This is a genomic window from Paenibacillus rhizoryzae (genome assembly GCF_059686995.1).
Genome location: NZ_JCAALT010000013.1, coordinates 1 through 24,050, shown reverse-complemented (window position 1 = coordinate 24,050; position 24,050 = coordinate 1). Strand labels below are relative to the sequence as shown.

21 protein-coding genes are annotated in these 24,050 nt (G+C 51.5%); 14 read left to right on the top strand and 7 right to left on the bottom strand.

Annotation, left to right across the window (positions count from 1 at the left end; genetic code table 11):
- Positions 1-39: 39 nt before the first annotated feature.
- The 4 genes from AC6ESO_RS27350 (at position 40) to AC6ESO_RS27335 (ending at position 5,575) form a co-directional block, all read left to right on the top strand.
- Positions 40-1,617: an extracellular solute-binding protein gene (locus AC6ESO_RS27350; protein WP_497094163.1), complete on the top strand. Its 1,578-nt coding sequence runs from the start codon at positions 40-42 to the stop codon at positions 1,615-1,617.
- Between the two features lie 58 nt (positions 1,618-1,675).
- Entirely contained in the window at positions 1,676-2,602 is a 927-nt protein-coding gene (locus tag AC6ESO_RS27345; protein WP_497094162.1) for a TauD/TfdA dioxygenase family protein, read from the top strand.
- A gap of 62 nt (positions 2,603-2,664) precedes the next feature.
- The gene (locus tag AC6ESO_RS27340) at positions 2,665-4,071 is read left to right on the top strand and encodes a sulfatase (protein ID WP_497094161.1); all 1,407 of its coding nucleotides are present in this window, start codon (positions 2,665-2,667) and stop codon (positions 4,069-4,071) included.
- Positions 4,064-5,575 carry a sulfatase family protein gene (locus tag AC6ESO_RS27335; RefSeq protein WP_497094160.1) on the top strand — a complete coding sequence of 504 codons (1,512 nt, stop codon included), beginning with the start codon at positions 4,064-4,066 and terminating at the stop codon, positions 5,573-5,575. Before AC6ESO_RS27340 ends, AC6ESO_RS27335 begins: the two co-directional genes overlap by 8 nt.
- A gap of 150 nt (positions 5,576-5,725) precedes the next feature.
- Here AC6ESO_RS27335 and AC6ESO_RS27330 read toward each other — a convergent pair whose 3' ends face one another.
- Together AC6ESO_RS27330 and AC6ESO_RS27325 are read right to left on the bottom strand one after the other, a co-directional pair.
- Positions 5,726-6,532, bottom strand: coding sequence for a sugar phosphate isomerase/epimerase family protein (locus tag AC6ESO_RS27330; RefSeq protein WP_497094159.1), 807 nt, complete (start codon positions 6,530-6,532; stop codon positions 5,726-5,728).
- A gap of 162 nt (positions 6,533-6,694) precedes the next feature.
- Positions 6,695-7,588: a helix-turn-helix domain-containing protein gene (locus AC6ESO_RS27325; protein WP_497094158.1), complete on the bottom strand. Its 894-nt coding sequence runs from the start codon at positions 7,586-7,588 to the stop codon at positions 6,695-6,697.
- 177 nt (positions 7,589-7,765) lie between these two features.
- Here AC6ESO_RS27325 and AC6ESO_RS27320 point away from each other — a divergent pair, with 177 nt between their 5' ends.
- The gene (locus AC6ESO_RS27320) at positions 7,766-8,662 is read left to right on the top strand and encodes a phytanoyl-CoA dioxygenase family protein (protein WP_497094157.1); all 897 of its coding nucleotides are present in this window, start codon (positions 7,766-7,768) and stop codon (positions 8,660-8,662) included.
- A 71-nt stretch (positions 8,663-8,733) separates the two neighbouring features.
- Here AC6ESO_RS27320 and AC6ESO_RS27315 read toward each other — a convergent pair whose 3' ends face one another.
- From AC6ESO_RS27315 to AC6ESO_RS27300, 4 genes are all read right to left on the bottom strand, one after another.
- Positions 8,734-9,840 (bottom strand): Ger(x)C family spore germination protein, encoded by a 1,107-nt coding sequence (locus AC6ESO_RS27315; protein ID WP_497094156.1) that lies wholly within the window; start codon positions 9,838-9,840, stop codon positions 8,734-8,736.
- Positions 9,837-10,946 (bottom strand): GerAB/ArcD/ProY family transporter, encoded by a 1,110-nt coding sequence (locus AC6ESO_RS27310; RefSeq protein ID WP_497094155.1) that lies wholly within the window; start codon positions 10,944-10,946, stop codon positions 9,837-9,839. The genes AC6ESO_RS27315 and AC6ESO_RS27310 overlap by 4 nt, the downstream gene beginning before the upstream one ends.
- The gene (locus AC6ESO_RS27305) at positions 10,943-12,274 is read right to left on the bottom strand and encodes a spore germination protein (protein WP_497094154.1); all 1,332 of its coding nucleotides are present in this window, start codon (positions 12,272-12,274) and stop codon (positions 10,943-10,945) included. The genes AC6ESO_RS27310 and AC6ESO_RS27305 overlap by 4 nt, the downstream gene beginning before the upstream one ends.
- Before the next feature lie 162 nt (positions 12,275-12,436).
- Positions 12,437-12,820 carry a winged helix-turn-helix transcriptional regulator gene (locus AC6ESO_RS27300; RefSeq protein ID WP_475781864.1) on the bottom strand — a complete coding sequence of 128 codons (384 nt, stop codon included), beginning with the start codon at positions 12,818-12,820 and terminating at the stop codon, positions 12,437-12,439.
- A gap of 155 nt (positions 12,821-12,975) precedes the next feature.
- Here AC6ESO_RS27300 and AC6ESO_RS27295 point away from each other — a divergent pair, with 155 nt between their 5' ends.
- The 6 genes from AC6ESO_RS27295 to AC6ESO_RS27270 all read left to right on the top strand — a co-directional run bounded on the left by AC6ESO_RS27295 (position 12,976) and on the right by AC6ESO_RS27270 (position 18,619).
- A complete protein-coding gene (locus tag AC6ESO_RS27295) occupies positions 12,976-13,746 on the top strand; it encodes a DODA-type extradiol aromatic ring-opening family dioxygenase (RefSeq protein ID WP_497094153.1) in 771 nt (256 codons plus the stop codon).
- Positions 13,747-13,922: 176 nt separating this feature from the next.
- Complete coding sequence (locus AC6ESO_RS27290) at positions 13,923-15,035, top strand: amidohydrolase/deacetylase family metallohydrolase (protein ID WP_497094152.1); 1,113 nt, start codon at positions 13,923-13,925, stop codon at positions 15,033-15,035.
- A complete protein-coding gene (locus AC6ESO_RS27285) occupies positions 15,013-16,116 on the top strand; it encodes a DgaE family pyridoxal phosphate-dependent ammonia lyase (protein WP_497094151.1) in 1,104 nt (367 codons plus the stop codon). The genes AC6ESO_RS27290 and AC6ESO_RS27285 overlap by 23 nt, the downstream gene beginning before the upstream one ends.
- Position 16,117: 1 nt before the next feature.
- Positions 16,118-16,873, top strand: a complete 756-nt coding sequence (dagF, locus tag AC6ESO_RS27280; protein ID WP_497094150.1) for a 2-dehydro-3-deoxy-phosphogluconate aldolase — start codon at positions 16,118-16,120, stop codon at positions 16,871-16,873.
- Positions 16,866-17,903 carry a sugar kinase gene (locus tag AC6ESO_RS27275; protein ID WP_497094149.1) on the top strand — a complete coding sequence of 346 codons (1,038 nt, stop codon included), beginning with the start codon at positions 16,866-16,868 and terminating at the stop codon, positions 17,901-17,903. Before dagF ends, AC6ESO_RS27275 begins: the two co-directional genes overlap by 8 nt.
- On the top strand, positions 17,903-18,619 hold the full coding sequence (locus tag AC6ESO_RS27270) for a GntR family transcriptional regulator (protein ID WP_497094148.1): 717 nt from the start codon (positions 17,903-17,905) through the stop codon (positions 18,617-18,619). The genes AC6ESO_RS27275 and AC6ESO_RS27270 overlap by 1 nt, the downstream gene beginning before the upstream one ends.
- A gap of 28 nt (positions 18,620-18,647) precedes the next feature.
- Here AC6ESO_RS27270 and AC6ESO_RS27265 read toward each other — a convergent pair whose 3' ends face one another.
- On the bottom strand, positions 18,648-19,559 hold the full coding sequence (locus tag AC6ESO_RS27265) for a LysR substrate-binding domain-containing protein (RefSeq protein WP_494820240.1): 912 nt from the start codon (positions 19,557-19,559) through the stop codon (positions 18,648-18,650).
- A gap of 114 nt (positions 19,560-19,673) precedes the next feature.
- On the opposite strand from AC6ESO_RS27265, the gene zwf reads away from it, so the two are divergent.
- The 3 genes from zwf to fsa are packed head-to-tail and all read left to right on the top strand — an operon-like array spanning position 19,674 to position 23,893.
- Positions 19,674-21,212 (top strand): glucose-6-phosphate dehydrogenase, encoded by a 1,539-nt coding sequence (gene zwf, locus AC6ESO_RS27260; protein WP_497094147.1) that lies wholly within the window; start codon positions 19,674-19,676, stop codon positions 21,210-21,212.
- Complete coding sequence (gene tkt, locus AC6ESO_RS27255) at positions 21,190-23,184, top strand: transketolase (RefSeq protein ID WP_497094146.1); 1,995 nt, start codon at positions 21,190-21,192, stop codon at positions 23,182-23,184. The genes zwf and tkt overlap by 23 nt, the downstream gene beginning before the upstream one ends.
- A 40-nt stretch (positions 23,185-23,224) precedes the next feature.
- Positions 23,225-23,893, top strand: a complete 669-nt coding sequence (gene fsa, locus AC6ESO_RS27250; RefSeq protein ID WP_494820237.1) for a fructose-6-phosphate aldolase — start codon at positions 23,225-23,227, stop codon at positions 23,891-23,893.
- The last annotated feature ends 157 nt before the right edge of the window (positions 23,894-24,050 follow it).

The following is a 24,050-nucleotide window of genomic DNA, read 5'->3' as shown; positions in this document are numbered from 1 at the left end:
CCTTCACTATAAAAAATAATCAAATGGGAGGAAAGAGAAATGGGATATGGGAAAGGATTAAAAATGAAGAAATGGGTGATCGGCCTAGCGGCAGCGGCACTGATCATAACGGCGGGCTGCTCGAATAAGCCGGACTCCACCGAAGCGAGTACGAACAGCTCCGGTACCCATTCGGGTTCCGCTACGGAAGAACCGTACGAACTCGTTTATTTGACCACCGGCGACCAAGGAGCAAAGCCGCTGGTGCCGAACGATCGCATTATTGCCGAGATTAATAAGCGGCTGAACATCAAGCTGACGATCAAGATATCACCGGAGTTTTCGTATGACAAAATTAACGTGGCGATTGCAAGCGGGGATCTTCCCGATGTCGTGACCACGCAGTATCCGTCCTCATCCGTTTCCCAGTGGATCAAAGAAGGCATTCTGGTTCCGCTCAATGATTATTTCGACAAAACCCCGACACTTAAAGCCAAGCTCGACAACGGTTTGCAATGGACGGCCGTAGACGGAAAATATTACGGGTATCCCTTCGTGAGCGGCATGGAAAAGTCGAATTACACCGTTCAATTTCGCCAGGATTGGCTGGATAAGCTGAACCTGCCATATCCGAAAACGCTAGATGAGTTTCACAGCACGCTGAAAGCCATCGTGGAGAAAGACCCGGATGGCAACGGGAAGGCCGACACCTTCGGTTTTATCACGAACAAGCCGGTTGCCGGGGACGCGCTCACCGCATTCGATTTTGTTCTATATGCGTACGGACTGCCATACGCTGACTATGCCTTGAACGATAAAGGCGAAGTCATCCCGCGGTTCGAAGATCCTGCCTTCAAGAAAGGGATTCTGGAGCTGCGGAAATGGTACGAGGAGAAACTGATCGATCCGGAATATATCATTTACGACCGGCCTACTAAGGAACAAAAGTTTTTCCAAAGCAAGGCAGGCGTGATGGATGGTCCGTTATTCCGCCACGTGAGCCGCATCGAAGGCAGCCTGCAGCAGGTCAATCCCGATGGGAAGCTCGGTTTCGCAGCACCGCCGGCAGGACCTGATGGTAAACAAGGCATGGCTACGCGTCCGAAGACGGCATTGTTCACAGCTGTTACCAATAAGGCTAAGAACCCCGAGAAGGCGGCTGAGTTCATCGAATTCATGCTATCCAAGGAAGGCCGCGAGCTGCTGCAGCTCGGCATTGAAGGGGTCCACTACACGAAGCAAGGAGATAAAATCACTTACAACGAGGCGGAACGCGAGAAAGACGGGTTTGCTCCGAACGGCTGGAGCCATCCGCTTGCATGGGGGAACGTGACTTGGCCAATCGACGAGAACTACTTGCCGCAGACGGAGAAGAACATCGATCGCGCCATAGAATCGGTCAAAATCGCATCCCAATATTTTGTGCCGAATCTCATTACCCGCAGGACGGATTCTGAGATTGAATATGGAAAAGCGGTTAATGAAGTGTATAACCAATATTTCGTAAACCTGTTGAACGGCAAGCTTGACGTGGATCAGGGGATCGAAGAGCTCGACAAAGAATGGCGTCAAGCCGGCGGCGATGACATCCTGAAGGAAATCAACGAGGAGTATAAGAAGCAAGGTGCCGGCAAATAAGCGGAGAAAGTGGCAATTGCAATCATTTCAACTATACGAATAGTGAGGAGAATGTGCTATGGCTAAAACGATTACGACTGAGGAACGTCCGCGGCAAATTCCGGACCGAGGTCTTAAAGGCGGCCCTCGTAGTATTAACCGACTGCCGGAAGGAGTAGAAGAGCAGCCGTATACGCTGTTTCGCGTAAAGCCTTACGGCCCGCTGATCGGCGCGGAAATCGAAGGAGTCGACCTGCGCAATCCGGTCTCGCCGGAGCTGCAGAAGGAGCTGAACCGTGCCTTACTGGAATGGAAAGTGATTTTCTTCCGTGATCAGGACATTACCAGCGAGCAGCAGCAAGCGTTCGCCCGTTTATGGGGGGAGCTGGAAACCCATCCTTTCCTGCCCCAAGGCAGTTCAAATGAGGTCGTTCGCTTCGCGAAGAATGATAAAAAGCCCGGACATGAGAATAACTGGCATTCGGATGTCAGCTGGAGGCTGACGCCTGCGCTTGGATCGGTCCTGCGCCTGACGGAGGTCCCGCCACTAGGAGGAGATACGCTGTGGTCGGATCAAGCGGCTGCTTATGACAATCTGCCTGATGACGTGAAGCAGCGAATCGACGGACTTACGGCGATTCATGATTTCACGCATGTCTTCGGAGTGAATCTTCCTCCCGAGGAATTGCTGCTCAAGCAGGAGGAATTCCCGGCTGCCGAGCATCCGGTCGTACGCATCCACCCTGAAACGGGACGAAAAACGCTGTTCGTCAATCCGAACTTTACGGTGCGGATCGTAGATCTGGAAGCGGATGAAAGCGAAACGCTCCTGTCGTATTTGTTCCGCCATTCGCAGCTGCCCGAGTTTCAAGTCCGCTTCCGCTGGGAAGCGAACTCCATTGCGTTCTGGGACAATCGCGCCACGCAGCATTACGCGAATTCCGACTATTTCCCGAACCGCCGCGTAGCGGAGCGGGTGGCCATTGTAGGCGATCGGCCTTATTAAGAGAAGAGCCCGCGGGTGACGCGGGCTCTCTTCCATATTCTTAGATTGGGGGAAGAACAAAGGTGAGCTATTCGAAGGAGAAGCCAAATCTGCTGTTTATATTAATCGACGACATGGGCTGGATGGACCTCGGATGCTATGGTAGCATCTTCTATGAAACGCCTAACTTGGACCGGCTTGCCGCAGAGGGGGTGCGATTTACCGACGCTTACGCCGCCGCTCCGGTCTGTTCGCCTACCCGGGCCAGCATCATGAGCGGTAAATATCCGGCGCATGTTGGCGTAACGAACTGGATTGGCGGCCATACGACAGGGAAACTAATCGATGCCCCTTACATCCGGCATCTTCCGCTGCAGGAGAAAAGCGTGGCAGCCGCATTGAAGGAACAAGGCTACCGGACATGGCATGTGGGCAAATGGCATCTTGGCGGACGCGAGCATTATCCGGACCGGCACGGTTTCGATGTCAATATCGGCGGCTGCAGCTGGGGAATGCCGATGAATGGCTTTTTTAGCCCGTATGGCATTGAGACGCTCGAGGAAGGGCCTGACGGAGAATATTTAACCGACAGGCTTACGGATGAGGCAATAGCGCTGATCCGGCAAAATGATGGGACGCCATTCTTTCTGAATTTATGGCATTATGCCGTGCACATCCCGATTGAGGTCAGTGCGAAGCTCACCAAGCGTTTTGCGGAAAAGGCGAAAGCACTTGGACTGGATCGGGTGGAAGCGTTTGTGGAAGGAGAGCCCTTCCCGTGCGAACACAAGAAACATTTGCGGGTACAGAGGCGCATCGTGCAGTCGGACTCTGCATACGCGGCGATGATTTATAATCTCGATTGGAATATCGGTCGATTGCTAGAAGCCTTGGACGAAACGGGCCAGCTCGATAACACCGTGATCGTGTTTACTTCCGACAATGGCGGTCTGGCAACAGCCGAAGGTTCGCCCACCTGCAATAGTCCCCTTCAAGAAGGCAAAGGCTGGATGTACGAAGGCGGCGTGCGGGAGCCTCTCATCATCCGTTGGCCCGGCGTCACGAAGCCGGGCAGCGTCAGTGAGGTGCCGGTAACGAGCCCGGATTTCTATCCGACGCTGCTGGAGATGGCGGGGCTGGACCTGCTGCCGGAGCAGCATCGGGACGGCGTAAGTTTAGTTCCCGTACTCAAAGGCGAGGAGAGCTTAAGCCGGGAGGCTATATTCTGGCATTACCCCCACTATGGCAATCAAGGGGGAACGCCGGGGTCGTCGGTGAGAGAGGGCGATTACAAGCTCATCGAGTTTTTCGAAGACGGGCGTTTGGAGCTGTACAACTTAAGAACCGATCTATCGGAAGAGCACAATATTGCAGAGCAGCATCCTGAACGGACCGAACGGCTGCGTCAGAAGCTTCACCGCTGGCGAGAGCAGATTCATGCCATTATTCCCGAGGAGAATCCTGAAGGAGGAGCCGCAGTTTATGGTTAGAAGGCCTAATATCTTGCTAATTACAAGCGATCAGCAGCACTGGAATACCATTGGGGCATTTAACCCCGAGATTTCCACACCGAATCTGGACCGTCTGGTCCGAGAGGGCACCACCTTCACGAGGGCTTACTGCCCGAACCCGACATGTACACCGACGCGAAGCTCCCTAATCACAGGACTTTATCCAAGCCAGCATGGGGCGTGGACCTTGGGAACGAAGCTGTCCGAGAAGGTACATACGGTCGGCGAGGATTTCCTCGAGGCCGGGTATGCAACGGCTTTGGTAGGGAAAGCACACTTCCAGCCGCTCATTTCTACGCCGGAGTATGCTTCCCTGGAATCCTATCCGGTGCTTCAGGATTTGGATTTCTGGAAAGCGTTCGATGAGACTTATTACGGTTTCCGCCATGTGGAGCTGGCCCGAAACCACGCGAACGAAGCCCACGTCGGCCAGCATTATGCCATTTGGCTGGAGGAGCAGGGCTGTCCGAACTGGAGAGATTACTTCGTAGGTCCGACCGGTACGATGGATAAGTCAGTTGCCCACAAATGGGACATTCCGGAGCAGTACCATTATGATACTTGGATTGCAGAACGGACGAATGCACTGTTAGAGCAGTACAAACAGGAGGATGCGCCGTTCTTCCTGTGGTCCAGTTTCTTCGATCCTCATCCGCCCTATCTGGTTCCAGAGCCTTGGGATACGATGTACGACCCGGACAAGCTGACGGTTCCGCGGGCTGCAGCCCATGAACATGAGGCTAACCCGCCGCATTTCCGGATGGTGCAGGAGGAGAATCCGGATTTCAGCAGCTATAAAGAAACGGGCTTCGGTATCCATGGCATGCATTCGCACAGGCATGACGAAGGCGAGCTTCGGAAGGATATTGCAACCTACTACGCCATGACGAGCTTAATGGACAAATACATCGGACGTATTCTCGACAAATTGGATGAGCTTGGACTTACGGAGAATACGCTGGTCGTGTTCACGTCCGATCACGGCCATTTCTATGGTCATCACGGCTTGACGGCAAAGGGGCCATTCCATTATGAGGATCTCATCCGCGTACCGATGCTGGCCCGTTATCCGGGACAGGTTCCTGCAGGTGCAGTGAACAACGCCATGCAATCCTTAGTGGACTATGCGCCAACTTTTCTCCGATATGCCGGACTTCAGGTGCCTTATTCGATGTCTGGGAAGGATCAATCTCAGGTATGGAACGGTCTGGAGTCTGCCGCGAGGGATCATATTCTGTGCGAGAACCACCATGAGCCGACGACCATTCATCTGAAGACTTACGTGGACGAACGCTATAAGCTTACGGTTTATTACAAGCAAGAATACGGGGAGCTCTTCGATCTGGCCGAAGACCCGGAGGAACGGCATAACAGATGGGATGATCCGGATTACGCGGAGATCAAATCGAAGCTGCTGCTCAAGTATGCCTGGGCCGGATTGGAACAGGAGCCGCTGTTTATGCCGCGGATTGCTCATGCTTAGCGGTTTTATCTATATTGGTTTGAGTGCTGAGAGTTCGATTTTGGAACTCTCAGCTTTATTTTGGCATTATTTGTCGCTGAGAGTCCGATTTTCGCACTCTCAGCAGCAGAGCACTCCGGGAAATCAAATGCCGGGTGCTCTGCTGAATGTTTATTGGAATGTTGTCCTTAGACGCTCCCCCATCCAAAGGCAAGTGTCCCATAAATCGGATACCGGCTGGCGGGTGAAAGGGAGCGTATGCATATATCCTGGCGGCCCGAATTCCGGGGTCACGGTTGTTGATGGGAATCCCTGCTTCTCTCGCTGTGCGAGAATGCTGCTCCACCACATTTCATGCCTCTGCAGTTCAGGCGCATACTCAGGGGCGGCAGGATGGGGAACTTGCGGTCCTTGCGCGTAGCCGACGCGTGCGTGGATATGAATCGTACGTTCAAAGGCGATCCTCAGTGCCTCTGCTTGATCCTCGAGCAACGTTTCGCAGACGCAGCACCAATGGCTGAAATCCGCCGTAATGCGCAAATCCGGCAGCTCTTGGAGCAGCTTGGCCGTGTTCCAAGGCGTGTACATGGCGCGGTGGCGATGCGTTTCGTGCCCCACGCGTACACCGGCAGACTGCTCTGCGCGAAGCGCCGAACGGAAGAAGCGGACTTGATCCTCAAAGGACCAGCAGTCCCTGGCACTATGGGAAATCGCGAGCAGCGGGCGGAATGCTGCCGCTCTCTCTATTCCGGCGGCAAATACTTCTTCATGAGCGCTGACTGTCGCGCCGCTTGAGCCGATAAGGGCGATGAAATCCAATTGATGCTCCTGCAGCAGCTCCATAAATTCATTCATATGCTCAGGAGCAGGCAGTGTCGACTCCACGCCATCGTAACCGGCTGCTGCGATCTGCTCAATACTGTCCCGATAGGACAAATGCTCCATGCCCCATAGCGATTTAAACAATTGAATGCTCATCGGTGATGTGCTCCTTTACGTGTATTTATAGGTTCTATATCGTTTCATGGTAGCATCAGCCCGAGTACCGCACCATTTCTAATCGTCCAGCATGTTTATAGATTTGTAGATAAAAAACCAAGCCATTGGCAGCACCATAGAGGGCTGGTTTGCTCGGTTCGTTTAGTCGGTAGTTTTGCCATTGAAATGACGGAATTGCTGAGGTGAGACGCCCATAGCCGTCCGAAACGCATGGCTGAAATGGCTGGTCGAAGAATAGCACAAGGAATGAGCGATCTCTTCTACGCTGATCGACTGGTTTTGCAGCATTTTTTTGGCCTCGCGAATTCGGATGCGCTGCAGGTACACAGAAGGTGAGATCCCGTAGACGAGCTTGAAGCATTCATGTAAGTAAGTCCGGTGAACATTCAATTGTGTCGATAGAGTCGAGATGTTCATCGGCGTATGGAGATGATATTCCATCCAATAGGCTGCCTCCCGTGCAAGCTTCATCTGCGAAGGCTTAATGCCGGAAGCGGGGAGCTGGCGATTTTGCGTGGAAACAAGCTCGGATGCCAGGTTCCCGATAAAATCCAAAATGCTGGAATGAATCTGCAGCTGCTTAACGGAGGCAGCCATTTCGTCTATGATCGACAATTTCTTATCATCGCGAGCCATCATCTGCTGCATGTGCTCACCGAAACGAGTAATGAACTGTGTCACCCATTCCGAAACATTTCCATGCGATTCGCTGCGGAATACGGGATCGGAGGTGAGTTGAAAGATCATATTGATGGCATTGATTTCGACTTCAAAATGAAAATCGAAATAGCTGCAAGCTACCCGGGTTTCGGTACGATGAAGCATTTCCGATTGGATGATAATCGCATCGCCCGGATACAGATGATACAGACGGCCATTGACCCATTGCTCGATCTCGCCGGATATACAGAACAGGAATTCGAAGAAAGGATGCCGGTGATCGGGGTACGACCATCCGGCTTCTTGTTTGGCGTATTCGATGCCGGGAATGCGTATGGCATTGTACAAATCAGGCAATTGAAACATATGATCCATCGTAATCGACCTCTGTTATAGATGGTTTTCCTACAAATATATCAATATTTGCAGAGTGCGATTAATTATAGACTACATTTATGCAACAAATCCATACCGTTCTGAATGGTTGGCTGCGATATCGGGTGTTAAGATTCGGTTATCAAGAAGAAACCACTCAATCGGGAGGAATTACGAATGAAAATTAGGATGGGAAATGCGGAACTCGAGATGGGCAGCAAGTATTTGACGGAGCTTCGCAGTGCGAACGATTTGCTGCACGATATTGATGCTTTGAGACAACGCCTGGAAGAAGATGGCTATTTGCTTATTCGCGGTTTCCATGATCGCGAGGATGTTATGAAGGCGCGCAGCGGAATCTTGCACAAGCTCCATGGCATGGATAAATTGGATGCCGGCTTCCCGATCGAAGAAGGTGTTATTGCTGCAGGCGCAAAAGGCGCGATGTTCGGCGGCGCCGTAAATGAGGAAGATGCGAACATGAAGGCGTTCTATCATCTTGTTAATAGCGAGAAAGTGATGAGCTTCTTCGATCGACTGCTCGGCGGGGAAGCGATGACCTACGATTACAAATGGCCGCGCGCGGTAGGAAACGGCGACTTTACCGGAGCCCATTATGACATTGTCTACATGGGACGCGGCACCAAACAAGTGTATACGATGTGGACGCCGCTGGGCGATGTTCCATACGAGCAGGGGCCGCTATCGATCTGCCTAGGATCGCAAAACTTCGAGAAAATTAAAGCGACTTACGGACAAATGGATGTCGATCGTGACAATATCGAGCTTGGCTGGATTTCCAAAGATCCGATCGAATGCGTGGACAAGTTCGGCGGCCAATGGGCAACGACGCCGTTTGAGGCTGGCGACATTATTATCTTCGGCATGTTCCTGCTGCATGGCTCGGTCAATAATACGACCAACAGATTCCGGATCAGCTCCGATACGCGCTATCAGCTTCGCTCTGAGCCCGTTGATGAGCGTTGGGTAGGCGTTAAGCCGAAGGGCCATTATGCGTGGGGCAAAGAAAAGTCGAAGACGATGGAAGAAGCACGAAAAGAATGGTCGATATAAGTTAAACCATGAGAGAAACGAGCGGCGATCGCTTTCCGGAATACAACGGAGAGAGATCGCCTTGATGTGCCCTACTCCATGATCCCGCTCTTTTCGATGCTGACTTTAATGCGGGGTTCAATATCGATCTCGGGATAGACGTCTTCCCACGAAATCGATTTCCAATAGCGGTTATGATGCGCTTTGATGTGAAGTCCGATGCCCAGGGCATCGCAATTGGCTTGCTGAAGCTGCTTGATGACTTCGTTCGCTTTATCGTTCAACAGCTTCTCCAGCTCTGAAGCAACCTTCTTCAGCATTTCCTCATTCATGTGAACCGTTTTGGGAATTTCCACCAGATTGCATGTGAAATCGGCGCTGATGACGGCCTTAACGGTCCCCTTATTGGTCGTGACGGCAATATTTCGCTTATCTCGGGACATGAATAGGGAAACATTTGCGCTTAGCGCATCGATATATTCCGTGACGGTGAAGTATTCGGGATTGAATTTGGAAAGCATGACGAAATTCGCGGATGTTTTGTCGTCCAACTCTCCGGTCATCCGCTTCCCATGCATGAGCGCGAGTCCCTCTAGTTTTACACGGTCTTTTCCTAGTGGATTAATGATCGGGAGCACGGCGTCGGTACCGTTATTGGTGAACAAGGAAGAAATGAGATACGGCGAAACTTTTGGAATCAAGCCGTTCTCTTCGCTGCTCTGAAGCAAATCGTAGAGGTAATCGCTGATCATTAAGCGATCCGCGACTTTCATCTTCAAGACTAGCCCTGCGGAATCGTTCACGATAGCCATCTTGACATTGATCGGGCTGCGGGCTTCCCGGTAGTATGATTCCAGCGCAGGGTAGAAACCTTTCTTTGCGAATCGCTTATTGATTAGAATCACGCGAGCTTTGCCAAAGTCTAACTCCTGCGAAACCGCCTTTTTCATTTCCAGGTAGGCTTCATTGACGGTTCTTCCATCCCCAGAAAAGCTTGGCGAGACGATGGAGGATTTGGATTGAATGGCGGACTTAATGGTTGGAATGGTAATCGTGAAGCGAATGTTGCCGTTATCGAGTAAGTCGAAGGCTTCAGCCTGTTCGATTCGGATCTCCTTCAATTCGCGACTGTCCCAGCACCCGGTTAATAAGGGCAGGAGGAGGATCAAGAGGAAGGTTCTTTCTGCCTGCGGTTTCATGCTCGAGCCCCCTTCTTGCCCGAAAGCCATTTGTGTAGATAAACGATAATGAGCATCATCAAAACCATCCCGATTGCCGCCGTCGGCACGTAAAGCGCGATGAAATCTTGAAGTTTCGTTAACTGCGAGACAGACAGCTTCCACGCTCCAACGCCAATTAAGACAAGGGCAACCGCAAGCAGAGACGGAAGCCGGACTCCATTCCGGGCATTGGCCAGCGCAGTCACTGCGGATATGAATAGCAGCAGATAGGTGGATAAGGAAGTCATGATAAACAGAATCCATATGGTCTGTACCATGAGATCCGTGCGTTCCATGATCTTGAACGAAACCGTTTTGAACTGAAATAGCAGCGGTTCGCGGATAAAGCCAATCATCTCGGTACTGAAGATGGCCGTGGTCGAGAATGCACAAAGCATATAAATGGCCGTGATCGCGATATTGGCTGATATGGCAATGCGCAGAACCGATTTGGACGGCAACTGAATATGAGGAGACAGTACCATCAGAATGCCAATGCCGGCATACGACATCATCCCACTCCAAGCCCCAAGGCTGATTTTTGCCAGCCCCGTCGAAAAAACCGGCAATATATAATCCAGATTTGCGTCCTTAAGCGTGTAACAGATTAGCGTGATGAACAGCGGGACGAACGCCATGGCGAATACGGCGAAACGGGCGAAAACGCGGACCGGATGCGACACGAGAAAGGCGCATCCCCCAACCAGCAGCAGGGACAGCAACCATGCGGGAGTATTCTCGTACGCCCAAAGATTCGAGATGAAGACCCAGTTCGCAAGGGTTTCATAGCTTACGGTAATGGAGTATGCGGCTATGGCCAAGTTGAATAATCCGCCTATCCAAGGGCCAAGCCGCTGTCGCAGCATCTGGAATACGGTTATGCTCCTGTTCTGCTTGCTTAGTTTCCAAATCACGAGCAATAGAATCAAATTAATTAAACCGCAGAAAAGGCAGGCAATCCAACCGTCTTGTCCGGCATCGGCATCGACCGCATGCGGAAGAGATAAGACGCCTAGGCCGAACTGGGCTTGGAACAGCAGGCAGAATAGTTGGATGGGACCGATCGGGAGAGTCGTGGTTTTCATCGCTTGATGCTCCTAACCGGCAGACAGTAAGGAACGCCGAAAGGTTCCAGGGCAAGGGCGTGGATTAGGACGCCGATAAACGCGAACGCGATACCGTAAAAGCCCAGGGTCGTTGCTCCAAAAATAAGGATAAACTGCGCAATCGTCGTGGTCGATCGGAGTTCCATAGACGGTATGGTAAATTTACTGATGGTCGTCAGCGCGATAACCACGATTAGAATATTGGACACGAACCCGATTTGAACGAGCGACTCGCTGATAATGATACCGCCGACGATACCTGTCATTTGGGCGAGTGCTGAGGGCAGACGCAGCGTGGCTTCGGCAATGAGCTGGAATATGAATATCATCAGCATCGTTTCAAAGATCGGAGGGTAGGGAACGCTCTCCAGGGAACTTTTGATGCTGAACGCCATTTTGAACGGCAGAACTTCATAATTAAAGCCGACAATCGAGATGTAAAGGCTGGGCAGAACGAGGCCGAACAACAAACCGACAATCCTGACCATCCGCATGAGCAACGAAGACCAAGTGCCTTGGATCAGGTCGTCCACCGTCAGCATGAACGTATAGATAGAAACAGGAAGAATCAGGCAGGAACTGCTTTGATCGCAAAGCACGCCGATCCTTCCGCGAGCCAACAGGGCTGAAGCGAAATCGACCCTTTCCGTATTGAAAATTTGCGGGAAAATGGAAAAATTGTTCTCACGCAACAGCTTGCGAAGAAGACCGGGATGCAAGTCGTGCTTGGATGTCAAGGCGGAAATACGTTTAGCAGCTTCATCGACCATGCTTTTGTCGGCGGTTCCATCAAGCCATACCAAAGCAACCCGCCGATTCGCCTTCTTACCAAGCATGAAATAACGCACTCTTAGCTCTCCGGTGGACAGATGCTTGCGAATCAAATTCAAATTGCTCTGCAGATGCTCCACGAAACCGTCCCGATTGCCGGCCAAGGAGCGTTCATTCTCAGGCTCTGTAGGAGAGCGCCTGTATTGCTTGCTTACATCAAAGCTGTAGCAGCGATTCGCCTCTGCCTCGCAGATCAGGGCACGGCCGTGAATGAGATCATCGACAGCCTTCTGAATGGAGGGACAAAGATCTACTTTGGTTGCGGTAAGCAGTTCTTCTAGAGGCGCGGAGGTGTTCCCATCTGCCGTTTCACGCCGCAGCTGCTTGAACAGGCTTAGTTCGATTTTGGCGGACTCGCACATCGTTTCCAAATAGATTAGCACGGCTTTGGCTTCGCCGACATTCAGCTCGCGCATCACTAAATCATCGGTATGAAAAAGGGCCTCTTGAATCGAAGCGATTGTAATGGTTGCCACTGGTCGCCACTCCTTCCCAATGTTAGAGTGGCCAAATTTTACAAATGCATGCGAAGAATGGATATCGTATCCGTTATGCTTCACAGCTGCTGAATGAAATAACAGTCCTGATCATCAAGGGTTCTTGATGGTCAGGACTGTTTTTGTTGATGCGGCGGCGGGTTACTTGCCCGCAAGCTTATTCTCTTTGGTTTCGAATATCTCTACCGCGCGGTCAGCGCCATACATCTCGTTCAAATGCTGCACATGCTCCATTCCCCAATTGCCGATCGCTTGCAGCAATGGCGTCATTTTGGCACCGTATTCGGTAATGGAATATTCCACTTTCGGGGGAATCTGGCGGTAGACCTCCCGGTGAACGATATCGTGATATTCCAATTCCCGGAGCTGCGAGGTGAGCATTTTTTTGGAGATGTCGGGCATGGCACGCTGCAGCTCGCTAAATCTCATCGTACCGTTGCCGAAAAGATGAAAGAGTATAACGGGTTTCCATTTGCCGACTAGAATTTCTAACGCCGTTTCGATTTTGCACCCACCATCGTTCATCATTGTAATTCCTCCAGTGTTTATCTATGGTTACTTTTTAGATACTAGGTTATTTGAATGTGCCTACTTCCCGAAAATGCAGCTAGAATATATTATAAGCCTATAGTTCTATTCATTCAAGGGGATAGGTATGTCTCTACTCAGGAGGTCACAATATGCTTTCGCCCGTCTTTTTGGCGCATGGCTCGCCATTTACGATTTTCGAGAAGTCCGAATTTACCGCTTTCTTGAATCGCTTCGGTAAATCAGTCCGTCCCAAAGCGATCGTTATCTTCTCCGCCCATTTCGAGAGCCAAATTACAACAATCGCGGCCACGGACGACATTCATGAAATGGAATACGATTATTACGGTTTTCCGCCCGAGTACTACCAGGTACAGTATCCGGCAAGAGGGTCCAATATCGTCGCGTCCATGGTGGAAGAACGGTTGCGCAAGCATAACATTCCGGTTCAGCGTAAATATCGGGGTCTCGACCACGGAGTATTTCCGATTATGCGGCATGCTTACCCGGAAGCCGATATACCCCTTGTTCCTGTTTCCGTAAATGCTTTCTTGCCTGCCAGACAGCAGATTGCGATCGGGGAAGCGCTGCAGGGACTTGAGAAGGATGGCATCCTCGTAATCGGCAGCGGCTTCTTAACGCACAACTTCAATGAGTTCGATCGGAACATGGATGCTCCGCCTCGCGCATGGGCCGTAGAATTCACGGATTGGATTACCGAGAAAGTGCTGGCAAGAGACATCGAGGCACTGAGTAATTATGAAACATTAGCCCCGCATGCCAAGAAAGCAGTACCTCGTGCCGAACATTTCGTACCTTTGCTCATCGCGCTTGGGAGCGGAATGCCGGGACAGCAAGCTCGGGTCTTATTCGATGAGCCAATCAAATATGGCTCCATGAGCAATCTCAGCTATCAGTTCTAGTTAATAAGGAATGCCCACTCGTCGATAGGACGGTGGGCATTTTTTATTAGAGTGGAATACTTAAACATTATAATGTTTGTTGACGCTAAACTTGTTTCCATGTAGATTAAACATTATAACGTTATAATCTAAACACGATTGGCTAGTCGTTTCGGAAAAATAAAGGTGGGCTTACGATGACTGATCATTTGGTTTTACGCGGGGCAACACTCATGGATGGTCGGCAAGTCGATATTGTGATCGTGGCTGGCGTCATAGCGGAAATAACGGCAGCGGGGGCAGGCAATGCCTCCATTGCCGGGCGAGTCATAGATTGTTCCGGCTTGTATGTATCGAGCGGTTGGATCGATCTTCATGTTCATGCATTCCCGGAGCTTGACCCGTATGGGGATGACATTGACGAGATCGGCGTAAAACAAGGCGTTGCGGTCATTGTTGACGCCGGGAGCTGCGGCGCGGATCGAATCGGCGAATTGGCCGCAAGCCGCGAGAGAGCGATGACGACCATGTTCGCGCTGCTGAACGTATCGAGGATTGGCTTGCAGCGGATCGACGAGCTGTCCGATCTGGCTTGGCTCGATAGAGCAGCTGCATTGCAAGCCGTTCAAACTTATCCCGACTTCATCGTAGGCTGGAAGGCCAGAATGAGCGGCAGCGTCGTTCGCGACAACGGTATTCGGCCTTTGAATATGGCCAGGGAGCTGGCTGTAGAAACCGGTTTGCCCTTGATGGTTCATATCGGTTCCGCTCCTCCTAGAATCGAAGAGATTCTACCGCTGCTCGCGAGAAATGATGTTGTCACGCACTTTTTGAACGGGAAAAGCAACAATTTGTTCAGCGACGACGGAAGTCCGATTCCGGAGCTGAATGCGGCTATCGCGAGAGGCGTTCGAATGGACGTCGGACACGGCACAGCCAGCTTTTCCTTCAAGGCGGCAGAGGCGGCGAAGCGAAACGGAATTCGTTTCGATACGATCAGCTCGGACATTTATCGCGGGAACAGGCAGCAGGGGCCAGTTTATAGTTTGGCGCATGTCATGTCGAAGTTTCTCTGTCTGGGTTATTCGCTAAACGAAGTGATTGAAGCGGTAACGGTGAATGCAGCCGAATGGCTCGGGAAACCGGAGCTGGGCCGCATACAAGCAGGAGACCGGGCGAACCTGACTTTGTTCTCCACCTTGGATGATGAGTTTCTGACGTTCATGGATTCCGAAGGAGATACGCGCGAAGGTGAGCATCAAATTATAGCTAGAGGAGTATGTGCGAATGGGCGATTCATTGAATGCTAAATATGGGTTGAAGCGTGTTATTAACGCCAGCGGGCGAATGAGTATTCTCGGTGTGTCGGCACCTTCCGATACGGTTATGGAGGCGATGAAGCTGGGCGGACAGCGCTATGTGGAAATCGCCGAATTGGTGGATAAGGCGGGCGACCATATCGCGGACGTGCTCGGTTCCGAAGCTGCGGTCGTCGTCAATTCAGCGTCGAGCGGCATTGCATTGTCAGTCGCGGGTATCGTTACGCAAGGCAATCTGCGCCTGAGTGAACGGCTTCATCAAGAGCCAATCGCCAAGAATGAGATCCTTATTCTCAAAGGACATAATGTTCAGTACGGCGCGCCGGTGGAGACGATGGTGTTTCTGGGCGGAGGCAAGCTTGTCGAAGTCGGGTATGCGAATGAAGGCAAATCCGAGCATATCGAAGACGCGATCGGCGAGCGCACAGCAGCGATTCTGTACGTCAAGTCCCATCACGCGGTGCAGAAGAACATGATCAGCGTTGAGGAAGCTTGGGAAGTGGCGCAGCGCAAAGGAGTCCCGCTTATCGTGGATGCGGCTGCGGAAGAGGATGTCCGTAAATACGTGCAGGTCTCGGACCTCGCCATATATAGCGGCTCCAAGGCAATCGAAGGGCCGACCTCCGGTATCGTCGGAGGTAAACGAGCCTATATTGAGATGGTCAAAGTGCAGCTGCACGGGATTGGCCGCAGCATGAAAGTCGGCAAGGAAACGACATTCGGGCTGCTCCAAGCACTTGAGGAATATATGGTCAAGCAAGATAACAGCGAGCAGGAGAAGGCGTCTCTGCAAATGCTTATGCCGCTGAACGGGCAGCCGGGCGTCAACGTGACGATTGTCCAGGATGAAGCGGGACGCGCGATATTCCGTGCGCGCATTCAGATCGATCCGGCGTTATCCGGCATGACGGCCAAGGCAGTTGTAGCAGGGCTGCAAGGCGGCGACATCGCGATCTACACACGGGATTATGGCGTGAAGCAGGGTTATTTCGATATCGATCCGCGTCCGCTGCTAGGTGACGACATGGACGTCATCGCAGCCAGAATTCGTACGCTTACGGGAGGCAATTAACATGTCCAACATGACGAAACGATTGTATAATGGACGCACGGCCCTCAATGTGCTGGCTAACAGCGTCGAGAACGCGAAAGAAGTGTTCGATGCAGCGGAGGGCCATGTGCTTGTAGGCGTCCTCTCGAAGGACTACCCCACGGTCGAAGCAGCCGTTACGGCGATGAAGCAATATGGCGAAGCGATCGATGACGCGGTCTCGATCGGACTCGGCGCCGGGGATAATCGGCAGGCGGCGGTTGTTGCGCAGATCGCGAAGTTTTATCCTGGAACGCATATTAATCAGGTTTTCCCTGCTGTAGGCGCTACCCGTGCGAATTTAGGTGAGAGAGACGGCTGGATCAACAGCCTTGTTTCGCCTACCGGCCAAGTTGGCTTCGTAAATATTTCAACGGGTCCATTCAGCGCTGCGCAGCCGGAGCAGGCAATCGTGCCGGTGAAGACGGCAATCGCGCTCGTTCGCGATATGGGCGGGAAAGCGCTCAAATATTTTCCGATGAATGGCTTGAAATGCGAGGATGAGCTGCGAGCGGTTGCGAAGGCTTGCGGAGAAGAAGGGTTCGCTCTCGAACCGACGGGCGGTATCGATATGGACAATTTCGAGCCCATTCTGCGCATCGCTCTTGAAGCCGGCGTACCGCAAGTGATTCCGCATGTTTATTCTTCTATCGTCGACAAAGCAACCGGAAAAACGAATGTTCGGGATGTGCGGGTTCTGCTCGAGCTGATGAAGAAGCTGGTTGACCGCCATGGCTAATCGCATACGTATCGCCGCTTTCGGCGAAGTTATGATGCGTCTGCAGGTGCCGGGCTACGAACTGTTGTCCCAAGCAGACAGCCTGCGCTATTCATTCTCCGGTACCGGCGTGAATATAGCTTCGGCACTCGCGCGTTTCGGTCATGAAGGGTTTCTCATATCGAGGCTGCCTGATAACGCTCTTGGAGAAGCGGCTGCGGCGAACCTGCGTAAACTGGGCTTATCGATGGATTTCGTTGTTCATGGCGGTAATAACCTCGGCATGTATTTTCTCGAGAATGGATTCGGCGCGAGGCCCGGCCGTGTGACGTATGCCAATCGGCTGGGGAGCAGTTTCAATACGGCTCCATCCGGTGCATATGATTATGAGGCGATTGCGACATCGGGTATCGAGCTTTTTCATTTCTGCGGGATTACGCTGGCGATGAACGACGAAGTCAGGCAGCATATGTTTCAGCTGGCTGAAGCAGTGAAGCGGAACGGCGGGACGGTCGTCTTCGACTGTAATTACAGGCCGACCCATTGGGGCGATGGCGACGGTTATGCCAAAGCGAAGCCCCATTACGAACAGATGCTGGCGCTAGCGGATATCGTCATGATGAATGAGCGGGATATGATCCACATTCTCGGCATGTCGACGGACAAGACGGATCGTATGGAGCAGCTAACGGAACTGCTGCCGAAGGTGGCTCAGCGATTCGCAGGCCTATCCGTAATCGCGGGCACGCATCGGTCCATTAACAGTGACAACACGCATTCGCTGCGCGGATTTATGTTCAAGAACGGCACTTTGACGGTTGCCCCCGAGCCCCTCACATTCGCCGTCTACGATAGAATCGGAGCAGGCGACGCATTCGCCAGCGGCATCATCCATGGCGAGCTCTCCGCCTTCGAGCCGGAGCGGACGGTTCGCTTCGCGTCCGCCGCCGCTATGCTCGCCCATACGGTTGCGGGAGATACGCCGATGTCGTCGGCGCGCGAAATTGAGCGCGCGATGACGGAGCTTGCGAACGGAGATGTGATCCGCTAATGAAACTATCGCGAAGCAAGAAGCCGTTATACGCGCAAATCGCGAACATCGTGAAAGATCGGATTTTACATGGCGTCTATGCGGTTGGGACGAACATCCCCTCGGAGCCGCAGCTGGAGCAAGAATTCCAAGTCAGCAAGGTTACTGTGCGAAACGCCATCAAGGAGCTGGCGCAGGACGGTTACGTAGAGACGGGCAGCGGCAAAGGGACGAAGGTCATCCGCAATACATCCGCGTCCAAGCTGTCTAAGCTGAAGCGGTTTACAGAGGTATTGGTGGAGGATGGGCATCAGATTAGCAAGCAATTGCTCGTTGCGAAGGTTGTCACGAACGATCAAGGAACGATGGCGCATCAGCTGTTCGGCGAGCAATGCTTGCGGGTAGAGCGGTTGTACCAGCTGAACGGCGAACCCTACATACATTACACCCACTATTTATCGAGCCGGGCTGCGAGCATGGAACTGTCTGATCTAGGCGGGCAGTCGCTGTACGACTTACTGGAAGAACAGAGTATTACGATTAGCAAGTACCGCGATGAATTTTCCGTATCGGCTGCGGCACCTGCCTCCGTCTTGGCGGCGCTGCACATCGAGGGGGGGACGCCGCTGCTCAAACGGTCGCGTTATGCGTACGACGAGAGCGGACAGTTGATCGAATACAGTGAAGGTTACTACCACACCGAACGGCATCACTACGTCGTCAATTACGACGTGTAAACGTAAAAGTCCTGAACAATCCACTTGTTCAGGACTTTTTGCTATCTATTCGCAACGGGAACTTTTCGAAGTACTCGATAAACCGAGTGGCAGTTATGGATAGCGGCATGTTGCGCATAATCATAATTCCCACTTGGGATGGCGGCAGCTGCACGTCGAGCTTAATTTCGAAGAGCGATCCCTCTTCGAGCTCTTTTTTCACAAATTCTCTTGTGACGTAAGAGATGCCAAGTCCGCGCTTCGCAAACTCGATCAGAAGGTCCACGCTGCCGACTTCGATTTCAGGCTTAAGGGTGTAGCCATAGTTTTGGAATAATTCCGTTATCGCCATTCGTGCCCGGCTATTGCGCGAGAACAGGATGAGATGGTGCTGAAGCAGCATCTCCAGGGAAAGTACCGTCTCTTTAAGCTCCGCGTAACGTGCCCCGGCTACGAAACAATCCTGCAGCTGAATACTCTCCCTTACCTCAAGCTGAGGATCGACGATCGGCATCCGCACAACGCCCAGATCTATTTTGCCCTCCTTGAGAAAAGAAATAACCTCAGGCGTCGTGCCATGATTTAGGTGAAGCCGGATGCCGGGATGTTTGCGATTGAAGTCCTCCAAATACGGAAGCATATAGTGCTTAAACAGTGAATCGCTGCCGCCAATCCGGAGTTCGCCGCTGTCGAGATTTTTAAGTGCGGCCATTTTCTCTTCCGCTAATGAGATCAAGATATGGGACTGCTCGATATAGGAATAAAGCAAATTGCCTTCCTGCGTAAGCGCAACCCCTTTGGAATTTCTGTAAAACAGCGTGATCCCAAAGCTGTCTTCCAGCTGTTTGATGGCATGACTAACGCTAGGCTGGGTAATATAAAGTGCCTTAGCGGCCTGAGTTAAGCTGCCCGTCTTCGCGGCCCAATAAAAAACTTTATATAACTCATAATTGTTGGTCATAGACGTGGTCTATAGCTCCTCTGAAATATATGTATTACTTGTATAGATGCAATTCGTATTATAGTGGAAGTACAGAAGAGATACCAGCGTTTTAACTGGAAGGAGTATGGAAAAATGGAACCGACCACGTTTGTACTGTTTGGCGCAACAGGAGACCTAGCGAAACGAAAAATATATCCGGCCTTATATAACTTATTTATCGATGGAAAGCTGCCGGAGGCCTTCACATTAATTGGTCTTGGCCGAAGAGAGCTGTCTAACGAAACTTTCCGTTCGAATGTCGAGCAGTCGCTTCGTACGTATTCGAGACGTGATGTTCAAGATCCGGCTGGGCTTGAACGTTTTCTGCAGGCATTCCGCTACAATGTGCTGGATGTAGGCCGAATTGAGGATTACCGGAAGCTGCTGCAGGTGATCGAGCAGCGGGAACAAGAGCTTTGCATTTCGAAACCGAATCGAATGTTTTATTTGTCGGTGGGACCTGAGCATTTCGAAACCATCGCCGCTAATATCCAGGCAAGCGGGCTTGGCTCTGCCCAGAAGCGTCTCGTGATCGAGAAGCCTTTCGGCTATGATTTGCAATCCGCACGGGATTTAAATCAGAAATTGAGCAAAGCTTTCTCCGAAGAAGAAATTTTCCGTATTGATCATTATCTCGGCAAGCCGATGGTGCAGAAGCTTGAAATTCTGCAGCAGTCGAATCCGGTTCTTCAGGCATTATGGACCAATCGCTACATTGCGAATGTGCAAATTACGGCCAATGAAACGGTCGGCGTGGAGGAAAGAGCAGGTTATTACGATCATGTTGGCGCTGTTCGCGACATGTTCCAGAACCATATGCTGCAGCTTCTGATGATGCTGGCAAGCCATCTTCCTAATCATAGCGACTCGGAAATGGTCCGTTTCAAGAAGAAGAAAGTCATGGAAGCACTCGAGCCGGTGCAGAAACAGGAAATCAGCGCGAGTATTATCCGGGGTCAGTACAAAGCCGGAACGATCCAAGGGAAGCCTGTTGTCGGTTACCTAGAAGAGCCTGGCATTTCCAGCACATCCATGAATGATACGTTCATTGCGGCTCGATTGCAGATCGATGATTACTTCTGGCGCGGCGTTCCTTTCTATATAAGAACAGGCAAACGAATGAAAGAGAAATCGACTCGGATTGTCATTGAGTTCAAGGAGCCGTTGAAGGAGACGTCCAAGGATGCCCAAGCGCAGGACCATACTCAAGCGCCGAATCTTCTGGTGTTTGAGATCAGTCCTGACGAAGGGATTATGCTGCAGCTAAACACAAGGGATCCGAAGCATAAAGGGGAGTTCAAGCCGATTCATATCGACTTCCATGAAAGCCATGAAGATACTCCGGAAGCCTATGAGAACTTGATCCATGATGCTTTGAACGGAGATCCTAAATTCTTCGCGCATTGGGATGAAGTAGAGCTGTCCTGGCAGTGGGTGCAACCGATCTTGGATGCTTTCCAAGCGAACACAGTTCCGCTTTATCCTTACGAAGCAGGCACTTACGGACCAGCCGCATCCGATGCGTTATTGGCAGAGGACGGCTATCACTGGTGGTTCGATGAGTATACAGCAAATGAAAATGAAACACAGGAAGAGGAAGGGGAACATTATGCTTACATCACAAACAATTGAACAACTCGCCATCGATACCATTCGTACCTTATCCATTGACGCGATCAACAGCGCCAATTCCGGTCATCCGGGATTGCCAATGGGCGCTGCTCCGATGGCCTATGCGCTATGGTCCAAATCGTTAAATCATAATCCAAGCCATGCAAAATGGTTTAACCGCGATCGTTTCGTATTATCGGCGGGCCACGGCTCCGCCTTGCTATATAGTCTGCTGCATCTGTCCGGCTATCAGGTTTCGATCGATGATCTCAAAAAGTTCCGCAAGCTGAACAGCAAGACGCCGGGTCATCCCGAATACGGCCATACAGATGGCGTTGATGCAACGACAGGACCGCTTGGACAAGGAATTTCGATGGCAGTCGGAATGGCGATGGCTGAAGCGCATCTTGCTTCCAAATATAATCAAGAGGGTTTCCCGGTTGTCGATCATCATACGTATGCACTGGTTGGCGACGGTGATTTAATGGAAGGAATTTCTTATGAGGCCATGTCGATGGCCGGACATATGAAACTGGGCAAGCTAGTCGTATTGTATGATTCCAACGACATCTCCTTGGATGGAGCGTTAAATCTTTCATTTGGAGAAAATATTCAGAAGAGAGCAGAATCAGCTAATTGGCAGTATATCCGTGTCGAAGACGGCAATGATATTCCACGTATTACTGCGGCTATTGAAGCGGCGAAACAAAATGAAACGCAGCCGACACTGATTGAGGTTCGGACCATTATTGGTTACGGCAGTAAAGCAGCGGGTACTAACAAAGTACATGGTAATCCGCTTGGTAAAGAAGAAGCGCAGGCCACGAAGAAAGTATATGGCTGGGAATATGAGGAAGAGTTTACGGTTCCGCAAGACGTTAAAGCCCATTTCGAGCAGCTGAAACGTAACGGCGAAGCCAAAGAAGAAGCGTGGAACCAATTGCTTGCTGCCTATAAAGCGAAGTTCCCGGCACAAGGACAAGAACTCGAGCAAGTGATCGACGGCTCGGTGCTGATCGATGCAGCAGATATTCTTACATTCGATTCCTCCAAAACGGTATCCACCCGTGTTGCGAGCGGAAACGCGATTAATCATTTTGTGAAAACCGTACCTGCAATCTTCGGCGGCAGCGCGGATCTATCGCATTCGACGATGACAGATATCAGCGGAGAACAAACCTTCGCAGTGGGATCGTACTCAGGGCGCAATGTCTACTTTGGCGTACGCGAGCATGCGATGGGCGCAGCCGGCAACGGTATGGCCTTGCATGGAGGCGTGAAACCATTCGTCAGCACCTTCTTCGTATTCAGCGATTATTTACGCCCGGCGATTCGTCTGGCGGCGCTGCAGAAGCTGCCTTTGACTTATGTATTCACGCATGATTCCATCGCAGTCGGCGAAGACGGTCCTACGCATGAGCCTGTCGAGCACTTGGCTGCATTGCGCACGATTCCCGGGCTGACCGTCATCAGACCGTCGGATGCCAATGAAACAGCCAGTGCGTGGGCCTATGCGCTTCAACAGAAGGAAGGCCCGGTTGCGCTCATCCTGAGCAGACAGAATCTTCCGATCTATGAAGCGACCAAAGGCAATATTGATGCGGTAGCTAAAGGGGCTTACGTGCTGACTGAAACGAACGCCCAGCCGGATGTCATTCTGATCGCGACCGGGTCGGAAGTATCGCTGGCTGTGAACGCCAAAGCCGAGCTTGAGCAGGATAATCTGTCCGTTCGCGTAGTTGCCATGCCGAGCAGAGAGCTGTTCGATCGCCAGTCGGATGCCTACAAGGAAAGCGTGCTTCCTGCTTCCGTAACGAAGCGGGTTTCCATTGAAGCCGGCATATCGCTTGGCTGGGAGCGTTACACAGGACTTAGCGGCAAGAATATATCGATTGATACCTTCGGTGCATCTGGTCCTGGAACAGAAGTGTTGGAATACTTCGGTTTCTCTACGGCTAACGTAGTACGCGTCGCGAAAGAACTGCTGAGATAAGCTGCTACATCTATCTATACAATAATGGAGGTTAGTAACCATGAAATTTTTTATCGATACTGCCAATGTAGAAGATATCAAGAAAGCCTATAAAATCGGCGTCTTGTCCGGAGTAACGACCAACCCTTCCTTGGTTGCCAAAGAAGGCGTGAAATTCGAGGATCGCATTGAAGAAATTCTAAAATTAGTGCCTGAGGTTGAATCCGTTTCGGCCGAAGTTACGCCTGATGCGCTGACAGCCGAAGAAATGATCGCGCAAGCGAACGAACTGATTAAGATCAACAATCACGACAAGAACATCACCATCAAGCTTCCGATGACGCTGGCCGGCTTAGAGGCTTGCCGTTACCTCACTAAGAAAGGCGTCAAAACAAACGTAACGCTGATCTTCACCGTGAACCAAGCGCTGCTGGCCGCTCGTGCAGGCGCTACCTATGTATCGCCTTTCCTTGGCCGCTTGGATGATATCTCCGAAGACGGCGTTCTATTGGTCGCGAAGGTTGCTGAGTTGTTCCGTATTCACAACCTGGATGCGCAAATTATCGCTGCATCCGTTCGCCACCCGGATCACGTTACTCGCGTAGCGATGGCAGGCGCCCATATTGCAACGATACCGTTCTCGGTCATCGAGCAAATTTCCAAGCATCCGCTGACGGATCAAGGCATGGAGAAATTCGCTGCCGATTGGAAGAAGACCGTACAGGTCTAATCGAAGAAGACCGTACAGGTCTAATCGTTCGGAAGACCACTCCCCGTGAACTGCACCCCACTTGTTAGACTCATCTAACAAGTGGGGTGTTTTTTTGAGTAAGTTTACTGAAGATGAGAAGTATCAAGCCGTGAAGGCTTATTTAAATGGCGCAGAG